Annotated in this window: 12 protein-coding genes; 4 read left to right on the top strand and 8 right to left on the bottom strand. The window is 64.1% G+C overall.

Annotated features, from left to right (window positions below; translation table 11 throughout):
• Positions 1-70: 70 nt before the first annotated feature.
• Positions 71-1,861, bottom strand: a complete 1,791-nt coding sequence (locus G0P99_RS07455) for an aminopeptidase P family protein (protein ID WP_164128756.1) — start codon at positions 1,859-1,861, stop codon at positions 71-73.
• Between the two features lie 110 nt (positions 1,862-1,971).
• Between G0P99_RS07455 and G0P99_RS07450 the strand changes: the two genes are divergently transcribed.
• The gene (locus G0P99_RS07450; RefSeq protein ID WP_164128591.1) at positions 1,972-2,340 is read left to right on the top strand and encodes a hypothetical protein; all 369 of its coding nucleotides are present in this window, start codon (positions 1,972-1,974) and stop codon (positions 2,338-2,340) included.
• 3 nt (positions 2,341-2,343) lie between these two features.
• On the opposite strand, the gene G0P99_RS07445 is transcribed toward G0P99_RS07450, so the two are convergent.
• Complete coding sequence (locus G0P99_RS07445; protein WP_164128755.1) at positions 2,344-3,513, bottom strand: alpha/beta fold hydrolase; 1,170 nt, start codon at positions 3,511-3,513, stop codon at positions 2,344-2,346.
• Between the two features lie 6 nt (positions 3,514-3,519).
• The gene (locus G0P99_RS07440) at positions 3,520-4,710 is read right to left on the bottom strand and encodes an alpha/beta fold hydrolase (protein ID WP_164128754.1); all 1,191 of its coding nucleotides are present in this window, start codon (positions 4,708-4,710) and stop codon (positions 3,520-3,522) included.
• 138 nt (positions 4,711-4,848) lie between these two features.
• Here G0P99_RS07440 and G0P99_RS07435 point away from each other — a divergent pair, with 138 nt between their 5' ends.
• Positions 4,849-5,025, top strand: coding sequence for a hypothetical protein (locus G0P99_RS07435; RefSeq protein WP_164128753.1), 177 nt, complete (start codon positions 4,849-4,851; stop codon positions 5,023-5,025).
• A gap of 142 nt (positions 5,026-5,167) precedes the next feature.
• On the opposite strand, the gene cobT is transcribed toward G0P99_RS07435, so the two are convergent.
• Entirely contained in the window at positions 5,168-7,045 is a 1,878-nt protein-coding gene (cobT, locus tag G0P99_RS07430) for a cobaltochelatase subunit CobT (RefSeq protein ID WP_164128752.1), read from the bottom strand.
• 177 nt (positions 7,046-7,222) lie between these two features.
• Here cobT and G0P99_RS07425 point away from each other — a divergent pair, with 177 nt between their 5' ends.
• Positions 7,223-8,428, top strand: a complete 1,206-nt coding sequence (locus G0P99_RS07425) for a chloride channel protein (protein ID WP_164128751.1) — start codon at positions 7,223-7,225, stop codon at positions 8,426-8,428.
• Between the two features lie 4 nt (positions 8,429-8,432).
• Here G0P99_RS07425 and G0P99_RS07420 read toward each other — a convergent pair whose 3' ends face one another.
• The 3 genes from G0P99_RS07420 to G0P99_RS07410 all read right to left on the bottom strand — a co-directional run bounded on the left by G0P99_RS07420 (position 8,433) and on the right by G0P99_RS07410 (position 11,300).
• Positions 8,433-9,134, bottom strand: a complete 702-nt coding sequence (locus tag G0P99_RS07420) for an aspartate/glutamate racemase family protein (protein WP_164128750.1) — start codon at positions 9,132-9,134, stop codon at positions 8,433-8,435.
• A gap of 12 nt (positions 9,135-9,146) precedes the next feature.
• A complete protein-coding gene (cobS, locus tag G0P99_RS07415; RefSeq protein WP_164128749.1) occupies positions 9,147-10,133 on the bottom strand; it encodes a cobaltochelatase subunit CobS in 987 nt (328 codons plus the stop codon).
• 156 nt (positions 10,134-10,289) lie between these two features.
• Positions 10,290-11,300, bottom strand: a complete 1,011-nt coding sequence (locus G0P99_RS07410) for an AraC family transcriptional regulator (protein ID WP_164128748.1) — start codon at positions 11,298-11,300, stop codon at positions 10,290-10,292.
• 227 nt (positions 11,301-11,527) lie between these two features.
• On the opposite strand from G0P99_RS07410, the gene G0P99_RS07405 reads away from it, so the two are divergent.
• On the top strand, positions 11,528-13,018 hold the full coding sequence (locus tag G0P99_RS07405) for an arylsulfatase (RefSeq protein ID WP_203583012.1): 1,491 nt from the start codon (positions 11,528-11,530) through the stop codon (positions 13,016-13,018).
• A gap of 71 nt (positions 13,019-13,089) precedes the next feature.
• On the opposite strand, the gene G0P99_RS07400 is transcribed toward G0P99_RS07405, so the two are convergent.
• A complete protein-coding gene (locus tag G0P99_RS07400; RefSeq protein ID WP_239059722.1) occupies positions 13,090-13,698 on the bottom strand; it encodes an isoprenylcysteine carboxylmethyltransferase family protein in 609 nt (202 codons plus the stop codon).
• Positions 13,699-13,727: the final 29 nt, after the last annotated feature.

The raw sequence follows: 13,727 nt of genomic DNA, 5'->3' as shown, positions 1-13,727 counted from the left end.
TCTCGGTTCCTTCCTGTCCATCTTTCCTGCGGGGTTCTGTTGCCCCCGTGGTGTAACATCTTCGTGTCGGTCAAATCGGTGCGGTTGCGGCATCCAGCCACCGGCGCGCGTCCTCGCCGACGCGCGGGCCGATCCGGGCCGCGACTTCGGCATGATAGTCGTTCAGCCAGCGGCGTTCCTCACCCGTCAGCATCTCCGCGACGATCAGCCGCCGGTCGATCGGGGCAAAGGTCAGCGTGCGCCAGTGCAGCATGGCGCGCTCTGCGTCGCCGCCGGGCAGGGTGGGGGCCTCTTCCACCACCACCAGGTTCTCGATGCGGATGCCAAACGCGCCCTCGCGATAATATCCCGGCTCGTTCGACAGGATCATGCCGGGTTCCAGCGGCACATGGCTGACACGGGCCAGCCGCTGCGGCCCCTCATGCACGCTCAGATAGGCGCCGACGCCATGCCCGACCCCGTGGTTGAAATCCTGCCCGGCGAGCCACAGCGGCAGCCGCGCCACGCATTCGATGTCACGCCCCGCAAGGCCAACCGGCCAGCGCAGCATGGACATGGCGATCATGCCCTTGAGCACCCGGGTGAAACAGGCTTTCTCCTCGTCCCCGACGGTGCCGATGGCAATGGTGCGGGTGATGTCAGTGGTGCCGTCCAGATATTGCCCGCCGCTGTCCAGCACCAGAAGATGCCCGTTTTCCAGACGGCTGTCGGTCTCCTCGGTCACCCGGTAATGCATGATCGCACCATTGGGCCCGGTGCCCGCGATGGTCTCGAAACTGATATCCTGAAGCGCGTTGTCACGGCGGCGGCACTCTTCCAGCCGACTGACCACCCGTGTCTCGGTCAGGCTGCCGGGCGCCTGCCCGTCGAGCCAGGTCAATAGTTCCACCATCGCCGCCCCGTCGCGCAGATGCGCCTCGGCCGCGCCCGCGATCTCGGCGGCGTTCTTGCGCGCCTTGGGCAGGGCGCAGGGATCGCCGCCCTCGGCCAGCCGCTCGCCCAGCCGGTCGGCAACGATCTGCGGCACCGTGTTCAGGTCCACCCGCACCGGGCCGCTGAGCGCCGCCACCGCGTTCAGAAACGCCTCGGGCTCATGCTGCGTCACCGTCGGCCCCAGGTGATCGCCCAACCCCGAGAGCTTGGCCGCCGCCATGAACAGATCGACCCGCCCGTCGTCATGCAGAATGGCGAAACCATGCGCCACCGGGTTGCGCGGAATATCCGCGCCGCGAATGTTCAACAGCCACATGATCGAATCGGGCAGGGTGATCACCGTCGCCTTCTGCCCCGCACGGCGCAGTTCCTCGGCCAGACGCGCCGCCTTGTCAGCCGCGCTTTCTCCCGCGAATTCCAGCGGATGCGCCTTGACCGGCTCCATCGGCGGTGGCGGCTGATCCTCCCAGATCCGGTCCACCAGGTTGTCGCAGCGCACCAGCTCGATACCGCTGCCCGCCAGCTCTGCCTCGGCCGAACGAATCTGCCCTGCGGCATGCAGCCAGGGGTCGAACCCCACGCGCCCGCCTTGGGGCAATTGCTCCTTCAACCACGCCGTCAACGTCACATCGGGCCAGGGCACAGGCGTATAGACATCGGCCACCTGCGCCTTGACCTGGGTGCGATAGCGGCCGTCGATGAACACGCCCGCCACATCCATGAGCGCGGCGCAGAACCCGGCCGAGCCGGTGAACCCGGTCAGCCAGGCCAGCCGCTCGTCATGGGCGGCGACATATTCGCCCTGATGCGCATCCGCGCGCGGCACCAGAAAGCCGCTCAACCCCTCGGCCCGCATCTCAGTGCGCAACCGCTCCAGCCGTGGCGGCCCCTGTTCCGGGCGGGCGGTCACCTCGAACGACTGATACATGCTGCGGCCTCCTTCATTCTTCGCGGCGAAAGGTGCGGCGCGGCGGCGGAAATGTCCAGCACTGCCGCTGCGGCTCTTGAGATGCCCGCCCCATCCCCTATCATGCCGCCATGATCCGCCTTGTCCTGTTCCCTCTGCTTGCCTGCCTCGCCCTGCCGCTCGCCGCGCAGGAAGAGGAGCGCCCAACCGCCGAAACCGCTCGCCGCAGCGCCGCCGAGGCGATCGGCAAGCAACTTGCCGACCCGGCAAACCCAGGCCAGGCGCAGGTCTCGCCGCTTTCCAGTAATGGTCAGACCGTCAAGCTTTGCGCCACCTCGGACGCCCGCAACACCACCGGCAAATATATCGGCCGCGATTATTGGGAGGTGACGCTCAGCGCCGATGGCAAGACCGTGCTGGAAACCCGCAACGTGACCGGCCTCTTGTCACCCTGCTATGGCGCAAAATACCAACCGTTCAACGAGATGCTGGGCGAATAGCGACTACGCTTCGCCCAGAAACCCCAGCAGCGCGCGTTGATATTCGTCCCAGACCGTGTTGCCCGGTATCGGGATATGGTTGGCGGTTTCCAGCACCATCAGCTCGGCCCCCGGAATCCCCGCCGCCAGTTTCTGCGCCTCGGACAGCGGATGCACATTATCATGCCGGGCATGGATGATCAGGGTCGGGCATTGCACCTGCGGCAACAGCGGCACCAGCGTGACATCGTGGATCGCCGCCCGCACCTTCAGCATGGTCTCGCGTGACGCCGCGTTGATCATGTTGCGCGCCATGTCGTGGATCGCCTCCAGCGGACCTTCGGGGAAATAGCTCAGCATCATGGCAGAGACAAAGCTGATCTCCTGCGCGGTCCAGCCCTCGGTCACCAGCGAGTGCATCACGTCTGACTTGAGCTCCGGGTTCCGCCGCCCGCGCCCCTCGGCATAGCCGCCGACAATGGCCAGGCGGCTGACCCGCTCGGGGTATTTCACCGCAAAGCGCAGCGCCGCCTGCACCCCGCCGGATTCGGTGTAAAGCGCGAACCGGTCGAACCCGGCCGCATCCGCCGCCTGTTTCAGGTTCTCGGCCAAGGTATCGAACGAGAATTTCTCCAGCGCCCTGTCCGACCGCCCGAACCCGATCGGATCGAACCGCAGCAGGCTGTGGTGTGCCGCAATCGCATCGAACATCGCCCGTTCCGAGGGTGTGTTCCACTCTGCCTCCAGATCTGTGGTGTTGTAGCCGCCGCGCACCACCGGCGGGCCGGTCCCGATGACGGCATAGGCCAGCGACTTCCCCTCTGCTGTGCGCGTATAGCGGATGCGCTGGACCATGGGTACAGGCCGGGGCAGGGCAGGCGGCGTGTCCGCCGTCACCTCGGCCACGAATTTCAGACCGCGCCGGGTGACCGTCTGAATGATCCGTTGCGCCTTGCCATCATCGCCCACCGCCTTGCGTGCCGCCGCGATGCGGGCGCTGATCGCGCTTTCCGAGACAATCCGCCCGTTCCAGACCTCGGTCAGGATCTCGTCCCGGCTCACCAGCCGCCCGGGATTGCGCACCAGCAGGTGCAACAGGTCGAACACCTGCGGTTCAACGTCAACCTCATGGGTGTCCCGCACCAGCGTCAGTGCGTCGGTGTCCAGCAGGCAATTGGCGAAAACATAGCGCATGAAGGTCTAGCGTGCCTCCGTCGCAAGGAACCTGGTTAGCGTTTCCAAGTAGGTGTCATAGGCCGCATTGCCCTGCCAGGGAACGTGATTGGCGCACTCGAGCACCACCATTTCGGCGTCCGCGATGCCAGCGGCCAGCTTGCGGGCTTCCGATAGCGGATGAACCGCGTCATGGCGGGAATGCAGGATCAGAGTAGGACAAGTGATCCGGGGCAGGAATTGCAGGCTGGAATGATGATTGATCACGTCGCGATGGCGCAGGTCATGGTCCTTGGACGCCGCGTCCAGCATCATCCGGGCATAGGCCCGGACGGCGTCCAGCGGTCCTTCGGGCTGATACGCCAGCAGGAAGGCTTCGAAGAAGGTGCTATCCGACCGTGATCGCGCGGTGTGCAACATGGCTTGCAAGGGTTCGGCCTCCTTGCCATCCGCGCTGTCGCGCACCGCGCGTCCCTCGGCATAGGCGCCCATCATGGCAAGGCGGGTGACGCGGTCGGGATATTGCGCCGCAATGTAAATGGCCTGGGAACAGCCGCCGGATTGGGAATAAAGCGCGAACCGATCCAGCCGCAGAGCGTCGGCAAGGTGCAGGATATCGTCGGCTTGCTCATTGATCGCCGAACGATCAGGCCGGGGATCTGATTGCCCCGCTCCGATGGTGTCGAACCGGATCAGCGTATTCTTACGCGACAAGGCTTCGAACCGGTGGCGTTCGAATGGCAGGCGCCATTCTGCTGTAATGTCCGAGCGGGTCTGACCGATCAGGATCACTGGAGGGCCGGTGCCCGAAACCGAATAAGCCAAGGAGTGCCCCGTGGGCAGGGTGGTGTAACGAATGCGCGGCTCTTCGAGCCGTTCTGACCCAGCCGCAGAGCTGGTGTCGTCGGAGTGTTCCACAACCTCTGCCACCATCTGCAATCCCCGCCGGGTGACCGTCTGAATGATCCGCTGCGTCTTGCCGTCATCGCCCACCGCCTTGCGCACCGCCGCGATGCGGGCGCTGATCGCGCTTTCCGAGACAATCCTCCCGTTCCAGACCTCGGCCAGGATCTCGTCGCGACTCACCAGCCGCCCGGGATTGCGCACCAACAGGTGCAGCAGGTCGAACACCTGCGGCTCTACGGCAACCGGTGCATCGCCCCGCAGCAGGACATGCCGCCCGGTATCCAGAACGCAATCGCAAAACACATAGCGCATTCAGAATTAACACCCGGCTTTGCAAGGTTCGGCAAGTCCAGAGTCAAAATAAGGCGTTTCCCAAGGGTTTCTCAGCACCGTCTGAAAGCGCCGCGAGCCCGGCCCTGCCATGCTGGGGTCATACAAAGGAGACCCGACATGATCCTGCATACCGATACCGCGCTGATGATCCACCGCCCCGCCCATCTGCACCGCCTCTCGCAAGAAGAACGGGTCGCAGCCCGGCTGGTTACACGCCGCCGCATTCTCACATCCGGGCTTGTAAACCGCCTGTCCCGCGTCTTCACCTTCTGGCATGGGATGAAAGTTTCTTGAGACCGCAAGCTGGGGGGCTCTGCCCCCCAGACCCCCCGGAGTATTTCCAACCAGAAAGAAGCAGAAAACCTCTCGCTTCTTTCTGGTCGCAAATACTCCCGCCGGAGGCGTCCGGCGCTTCGGCAGGCGCTGCCGTTCGGACTCAACTGGCGCGTTTGATCCCCATCACCCGGGCGCGCGCGCGCGGGTCGCTGTCAAAGAGCGCCGCCAGTTGCTCGGTCATCGCGCCCGCCAGTTGTTCCACATCGGTGATCGTCACCGCGCGCTGGTAATAGCGCGTCACGTCATGGCCGATACCGATGGCCAGCAATTCCACCTGCTTGCGCTTTTCCACCATGGCGATCACGTCGCGCAGGTGTTTTTCCAGGTAATTCGCCGGGTTCACGCTCAGGGTGGAATCATCCACCGGCGCCCCGTCCGAGATCACCATAAGGATCTTGCGCTGCTCGCGCCGCGCTACCATCCGCCGGTGCGCCCATTCCAGCGCCTCGCCGTCAATGTTTTCCTTGAGCAGCCCCTCTTTCATCATCAGGCCCAGGTTCTGCCTTGTGCGCCGCATCGGCGCATCGGCGGCCTTGTAGATGATGTGGCGCAGGTCGTTCAGGCGGCCGGGCTGCTGCGGGCGGCCCTCGTTCAGCCAGGCCTCGCGCGCCTGACCGCCCTTCCAGGCGCGGGTGGTAAAGCCCAGGATCTCGACCTTGACGTTGCACCGCTCCAGCGTGCGCGCCAGCACATCGGCACAGATCGCCGCGATCGAGATCGGGCGTCCCCGCATCGAGCCGGAGTTGTCCAAGAGCAGCGTCACCACCGTGTCGCGGAATTCGGTATCCTTTTCCACCTTGAAGCTGAGCGGCGTGGTCGGGTTGGCCACAACCCGCGCCAGACGGCCTGCATCCAGGATGCCCTCCTCGCGGTCGAACTCCCAGCTGCGGTTCTGCTGTGCCTGAAGGCGGCGTTGCAGCTTGTTGGCAAGGCGGCTCACCGCGCCTTTCAGCGGCTCCAGCTGCTGATCCAGATAGGCGCGCAGCCGCTCCAGCTCGGCGGGTTCGGCCAGCTCCTCGGCGGCGATCTCCTCGTCATGGGTGTCCAGATAGACCTTGTAATTCGGATCGGCCTCCGAGGCGGGCGGCGGCGGCGGCGGCTCCAGCGGCGCCTCGCCATCGGGCATCTCGGTTTCTTCGGCCAGCTCCTCGTCGGCCAGCTCGTCCATCGAGACCTGGGCCTGGCTTTCGTCCTGCTGCTGCTCCTGGCTCTGCTCGGGGTCGGCGTCAGCGTCCTGCTCGTCCTGATCGTCCTGGCCGGTGCTGTCCGGATCGGGCTGCTCGTCGGCGTCGTCCTCGGCCTGATCCTCCTGATCCTCGTCCATCTCGTCCGGGTCATCGCCCAGCTGGTCGCCATAGCCGAGGTCCTTGATCACCTGGCGGGCGAATTTGGCAAACTCGGTCTGGTTGGACAGGATATCGTTCAGGTTCTCCAGCGTGCCGCCGGCCTGTTCCTCGATAAAGCCGCGCCACAGGTTCATCACATTGGCCGCCGCCGCGGGCAGGTCGCGCCCGGTCGCCAGATGCCGCACCAGATAGCCCGCCGCCACAGCAAGCGGCGCTTCCGAAGGCTGCTTGCACTGGTCATAGCCGCGCCGCAGCGCCTCGTGGGTGATCTTGACGTCGATGTTGGACGCGGTGCCGGGCATGTCGCGGGCGCCCATCGCCTCGCAGCGGGCGGTTTCCATCGCCTCGTACAGATCGCGCGCCATGTCGCCCGGCGGGGCATAGCGGCTGTGGGTCGCGTCATCGTGATAACGGCGATAGAGCGCCAGCGCATCCGCCGTGCCGCGCGCCAGCAGCACCTCGTCGCGGGTCAGCCGGCGGCTGACCTGCGGCAGACGCATGGTGTCGCCGGACACTCCCGAGGGGTCGACCGAATAGCTGACCGTCAGCTCGGGGTCATGCGCCATGACCTTGGTCGCCTCGGCCAATGCCTTCTTGAACGGATCGGCGGGGTTGTCGGTCGGTTTGCTCATGGCGCCCTGCATCTCTTCGCTTCTGGGACGGCAACCTAGAACCATCGTCCGCCATTGACCAGTGGGCCCGTCGGAAAAACCGGCGGTTCCGGCCCCGACAAAGCCAAAGCTTGACCGGGGGCGGTACCGGTGGGCTAGTCTGGACCTGCCAAGGTGAATGGCCCCGGGGGGGAGCACATGCGTATCACCGTTATTGCCGTTCTGGTCAGTCTGCTGGCCGGTGCCTTCGCCGCGCTGGTCCTCAAAGGCATGATCTGGATCACCGATTTCGTCTGGCATCGAGACATTGCCTCCTCGCCGCTCTATATCCTGGCCGCCTGCGTAGCCGGGGGCGTGCTGGTCGGGCTGACCCGGCGGGGCAGCAACCATGTCCAGACACTTGAGGAGCAGATCGCCGCCGCCTCGGACCCGATGAAGGAGCAGCAGCGCACTATCCTGATGACCGCGCTGGGCGCCATCTTTGCGGTGGGATTCGGTGGCGCGCTCGGCCCCGAGGCCGGGCTGATCGCCGCGATCACCGAGATATCGGTCCTTGTCTCGATGATCTTGGCGCGCAGCGCCGACGAGGCGCGGACGATCGGGCAGGCCAGTATCTCGGCGGCGCTGGCGGGCCTCTATGCGTCGCCGCCCGGCGGCTACGCCTATACCGTCGAGGACGAGGGCAAGACCGGCTGGCAACGGGCACTGGATGCCAGTTTCCCCTATCTCGGCTTCGTCGCCGCCGTGGCGGGTTTCGTCGGGTTCAAACTGGCCGGGCATGTCCTGTTCGAAGAGGGATTTCACCGGCTGCACCTGCCGCATTACGCCAGCCCGGGCGACGGGTCGGATTTGCTTGGTGCCTTTCTGCCTGCCGTGTTCGGGGCGCTTGTGGGGGCGGTTTTTCTCTATGCGCGCGCCTTTGTCTCCACACAGGTCGAGCGCCGCATCACCAGCCCGGTCTTGCAATCGGCTCTGGGCGGTCTGCTGTTCGGGGCGGTCGCGGCACTGTTTCCCTTCGTGCGTTTCTCTGGCCATCACGAGTTCGACGCCATGGTCGCGATGGGTGCAGAGACCACGGCCATGGCCTTGATCGGGATCGCGCTGCTCAAGGTGCTGGCGATGGTGCTTTGCCTGTCCACCGGCTGGCGGGGCGGGGCTATCTTTCCGCTCATCTTCGCGGGCGGGGCAGCGGGCTATGCCGCGCATCTCCTGCAAGGCGGCGGCGAGGTGGCCGTGGCGCTGGCCGCCGGGCTCGCGGCCGCGACAACGGTAGGCATGGGCAAACCGGTTGCGGCGTTGCTGATCGTTGTCTTTCTGGTAGGAACCCAGACCTGGCCCGCGGTCTGCATCGGCGTCGCCGTCGGCCTGATCGCCGCACGGTTCAGCCCGAAACCGTCACACTGACGGATCAAGGGGCCGGGTTCGTCCCGTCCAGTCCCACCGCCCCGCTGGCCAACCCGAAGAGCTGTTCGACATGCACGTCTATGGCATCCACCACCGGATACCCCGGATGCTGCCCGTCGAAGGCAAGGCACAGATCGGTTCCCGCCAGCAGAACGGCTTCCGCCCCCATGTCCTCGACCATCCGCCGACCGGCGTCAAAGAACAGCGCCCGGTGCGTGTCCGACGCGTGCCCCGCCATCGCGGTCGCGACATAGGCCTGGCCGATCTCGGCCTCCCGGCCGACGGGGATCACGGTGCGTGTCCGCTGCATCCGTCCGTAGAGATGGCTGCGCATCACCGTTTCGGTGCCCAGAATGCCGATGGTGCCAATGCCGCGGGACACGAACCAGCCGTCCAGCGCGCCAAAGGCGCTTACCAGCGGCAATGCGGCAATGGCGCGGGTCTCATCCTCGCAGAAACTGCCGCCGATCGAGGTGATCGCCGCAACCTCTGCCCCGGCCGCAGCCAGCCGGTCGATGGCGCGGGCATAGATCGCGGCCTGCTCGGCCCGACGGTCGGTCTGCGCGTTGCGCGCAAGTTCAGAGATCTCGGTATTCTCGATGGTCAGGTGCAGCGGCACGCCCGCCGCGCGGCACCTGTCCGCCAGCTTCAGATAATAGGCCGCCGTCGCTGCCGGTCCTATGCCACCGATCAGCCCGATATGCATGGTGCGCCGGGCCTAGCCCAGGCTGGCGCTTGCCGCGCTTTCGGGCAGTTCCTCGTCGAAACAGCGCTGATAGAACTCGGCCACCGTCTGGCGCTCCAACTCGTCGCACTTGTTCAGGAACGACAGGCGGAAGGCATAGCCCACATTGCGGAAGATCTCGGCATTCTGCGCCCAGTTGATCACGGTCCGCGGGCTCATCACCGTCGACAGATCGCCGTTCATGAACGCGGTCCGGGTCAGGTCGGCCACGGTCACCATCTGGCTGATGGTCTTGCGGCCCTTCTCGGTGTTGTAATGCGGCGCCTTCGACAGCACGATCGCGGTTTCCGCATCATGGCTGAGATAGTTCAGCGTTGCCACCAGAGACCAGCGGTCCATCTGGGCCTGGTTGATCTGCTGGGTGCCGTGATAGAGCCCCGTGGTATCGCCCAGACCCACCGTGTTCGAGGTGGCGAACAGGCGGAAATACTTGTTCGGCGTGATGATCTCGTTCTGGTCCAGCAGGGTCAGCTTGCCGTCATGCTCCAGCACCCGCTGGATCACGAACATCACGTCGGCGCGGCCCGCGTCGTATTCGTCGAACACGATGGCCACCGGGTTGCGCAGCGCCCAGGGCAGAATGCCCTCGTGGAACTCGGTCACCTGCTTGCCGTCGCGCAGCTTGATCGCATCCTTGCCGATCAGGTCGATCCGGCTGATATGGCTGTCGAGGTTGACGCGCACACAGGGCCAGTTCAGCCGCGCCGCAACCTGTTCGATATGGGTCGACTTGCCGGTGCCGTGATAGCCCTGGATCATCACCCGGCGGTTATGGGCGAACCCCGCCAGGATCGCCAGCGTGGTATCGGGGTCGAATTTATAGGTCGGGTCGACCTCTGGCACCCGGTCGCTGCGCTCTGCAAACCCCTTGACCACCATCGGCGTGTCGATGCCAAAGACTTCGCGGACGGAAATCTCTTCGGTGGGTTTTGCGTTGATATCGGTCATTCCGTCAGCCATGCCTTCGTCCTTGTCGCTTGGCCCGCGCGCGCTCCGGGCCCGATCTGATCGTGGTGCAACATATCGCCGCCAGCCGCAAGGGAAAGGCGAAAAGCGCCCCGGCGGGCGCTTTTTGCGCCAGAACGCTGCGGCGCTTCGCGACAGGTTGATCGCGCGTCACAGCGCCTTTGTGTGCATCTGCTTGTATTGTATCGGCGTGCAGCCGATCCGCCCTTTGAAGAAGCGGGTAAAGTCGCCAGGGTTGCCATATCCCAGTTCATAGGCGACCTGGGTGATGCTTTGTGACTGTCCTGCAAGCATCCTGCACGCATTTTTCAGACGGGCATTCGAAAGCAGTTGGGCGTGGCTTGTGCCAATCGCCGCCAGCTTCCGCCGATAGCTGCGGGTACTTAACCCGAATGCGTTGGCCACCCGATCTGCCGAACAACTGTATGGAGAAGACATCACGAACTCGTTCATGCATTCCGAAAGCGCAGCCATCAGATTGTTGGTTAACGGGTTCGCCACAGTGACCGCTTTCGAGGCCGAGGTCTGGCCCAACATGCGATCCGCATGGATAACGTCGCAAAGATCGAAGGCGAGGCCGAAATGGCCTGCGTCCAGCTCAACCGGCAGGTCCAGGATTTCTGGCAAATGCTCCGAGCTGAAGCGCGCCGGCAACCGCAGGCAGACCGGTCGTATCTCGGACTTCAAAGTCCGACGCACGCCTGCCAGCATGATGCTCAGATTGTATTGCAGCACCGACCACACATCGGACCACTCGGTTGCCGCGGTGGTGCGCAGCACCCAGATCCGCCCCCCCTGTATCTCGCTGGAGAAACGGGCACCGGTAACATGCCCGTTGAAGGTTTGGGTCATGACTTCCAACGCTTCCTTGCTGGTGAAGCCTTCTGGCAGGGGCACCCCCACAACGGATTGCGCCTGGCTTCGCTCACTCGGGTCCATGGAAAGGCTGTCGAACAGAAAGGTGTCCTGTCCCCTTTCTCGCTGAACCAGATCCAGAAACAACTCGGTCGCATAGAGCGGAACGAAGCCTTTCGGATCGTCCACGATACTGCCAGGAAGCCCGGCCTTCTCCGCAAAGCGTTCCAGCAGACTGTTGGGCAGGGCGGCCGCTCCAAAGACCGGGCTCAATGCTGGAGCATACACAAGGTCGAGACGGTTCATTTCAATCCCCCGCGCCGATGACGATCCGTCTGCGGCTCTTGCCATGTGACAAGGTTATCGATTTTGGCCGAAAATGCTAAGCATCTTTCCGCAAAAGGCTTACTATCGCGAACACGAATTGCAGCGGAAAACCAACACAGAAAGGGGAGATTCCGATGCTTGCTACTAAAGTATTTAAGAAAATAAGGGGAACGGCGTCCGTTGCGTTGATGTGCGCGGGCATATCGATGACCGGAAACATCGCCGCCGCCCAAGACAAGCCATTGAATTTTCTCATCATCTGGGGCGACGATGTCGGGTATTGGAATATCTCGGCCTATAACCAGGGCATGATGGGATACGAGACCCCCAATATCGACCGCATCGCCAATGACGGCATGCTGTTCACCCATGGCTATGGCGAACAGTCCTGCACTGCCGGCCGCGCCTCCTTTGTTACCGGCCAGTCGGGCTTCCGCACCGGCCTGTTGAAGGTCGGCCTGCCCGGCGCCAAGGAGGGGATGAGCGAGAAGGATCCCACCATCGCCGAATACATGCGGTCCAAGGGCTACATGACCGGCCAGTACGGCAAAAACCACCTGGGCGACCTTGACGAACACCTGCCCACGAACCACGGGTTCGATGAGTTCTTCGGCAACCTCTACCACCTCAACGCCGAGGAAGAGCCCGAGAACGAGGACTATCCCAAGGATCCCGCGTTCAAGGAAAAATTCGGCCCGCGCGGCGTGATCAAGTCCAATGTCGACGGCACGATCGAAGACACCGGCCCGCTGACCAAGAAGCGGATGGAGACCATCGACGAAGAGGTCACCGCAGGCGCGCTCGACTTCATGCAGCGCGCGCATGACGAGGAAAAGCCGTTCTTCCTGTGGTACAACACCACCCGGATGCACATCTTCACCCATCTCAAGGAAGAGAGCAAAGGCGTCACCGGGCTGGGTACCTATCCCGATGGCATGGTCGAACATGACAAGATGGTTGGCCAGATGCTCGACAAGCTCGAGGAACTGGGCATCGCCGACAATACGGTGGTGATGTACTCCACCGACAACGGCGCCGAGGTCTTCTCCTGGCCCGATGGCGGCACCACGCCGTTCCGCGGCGAAAAGAACGACAACTGGGAAGGCGGCTACCGCGTGCCCATGATGATCAAATGGCCCGGCGTGATCGAGCCGGGGCGCAAGTCGAACCAGATCATCAGCCACCTCGACTGGTTCCCGACCTTCATGTCGGCGCTGGGCGATGGCGACATGAAAGAGCGGATGCTGACCGAGGCCCCGTTCGGCGAGGGCAACGAACCGGTGCATCTCGACGGCTACGACTTCATGCCCTACTTCCGCGGCGAGGCCGACAAGGGGCCGCGGCGCGAGTTCTTCTATTTCTCCGACGGCGGCGATCTGGTGAACATGCGCTATGACCAGTGGAAGGTGGTCTTTGCCGAACAGCGCGCCCATGGGTTCGACGTCTGGCAAGAACCGCTGACCTTCCTGCGGCTGCCCAAGGTGATGAACCTCTACTCCGATCCGTTCGAGCGAGCCGAACACGAATCCATCGGCTATTCGCAATGGCGGCTGGAACGGGCCTATCTGCTGGTGCCCGCACAGGCCTTCGTGGCGCAGTTCCTTGGCACGTTCAAGGACTTCCCGCCGCGTCAGGAACCGGCGAGCTTCTCCATCGACCAGGTGCTCAAGACCCTGCAAACCAACCAGGGCGGCTAAGGCGCTCGATCCTTGACAATGTCAAAGGGGCGCGGCCACCAGGCCGCGCCCTTCGTCTTTGCGGGCTTTGGTCAGTCCAGTAGGGCGTCCCGCATCCGGTCCAGGCTGCGCCCGTCCAGGAACCGGGGCGTTATGGCCATATAGTCGCGGAACGCGGTCCCATAGCCGTCGAGCAACCAGCGCTCCTCGTTCAGCACGAACAGGAAATAGAGCGCGAACAGTCCGCCTGCCAGGACCAGGGTCAGAACCGAACCGCTGGCAATGCCCAAGCCCACCGTGGCCAGGACCGAGGTCACATATTGCGGGTTGCGCGAATAGGCATAGATGCCGCCGGTGACCAGCCCGCCGCTCTCGCAATAGGTGTTGTCGATGCCCAGAAACCTGTACCCCCACAGCGTCACGCCGAACGCCGCCAGCATCAGCGGTACGCCAACCGCATAGCGCAGCCAATGGCCCCAGCCACCCACCCAGACCTCGGACAGGGCAAACACGACGGTCGCGCCGCAAAAGAGCCGGAACAGGCCAAAGGCGGCATGGTGCCGCCAGCCCCTGGCGGCGGGCCACAGGCCCCAGTCCGGGCGGCGCAGGCTCTGCGCCAGATAAGCGGCCAGCGCCAGCGCACCGCCAAGCGCTAGAGACAGGGAGATATCGTGCAACATCAGGGCAAAATCGGGGATCATCCGTGAACCATCCATCACCGGGTTTAACA

It is taken from the genome of Ruegeria sp. PrR005, from assembly GCF_010500245.1.
In the GTDB taxonomy this organism is placed as follows: domain Bacteria; phylum Pseudomonadota; class Alphaproteobacteria; order Rhodobacterales; family Rhodobacteraceae; genus Ruegeria_B; species Ruegeria_B marisflavi.
This window is presented reverse-complemented; position numbering and strand designations above follow the sequence as displayed.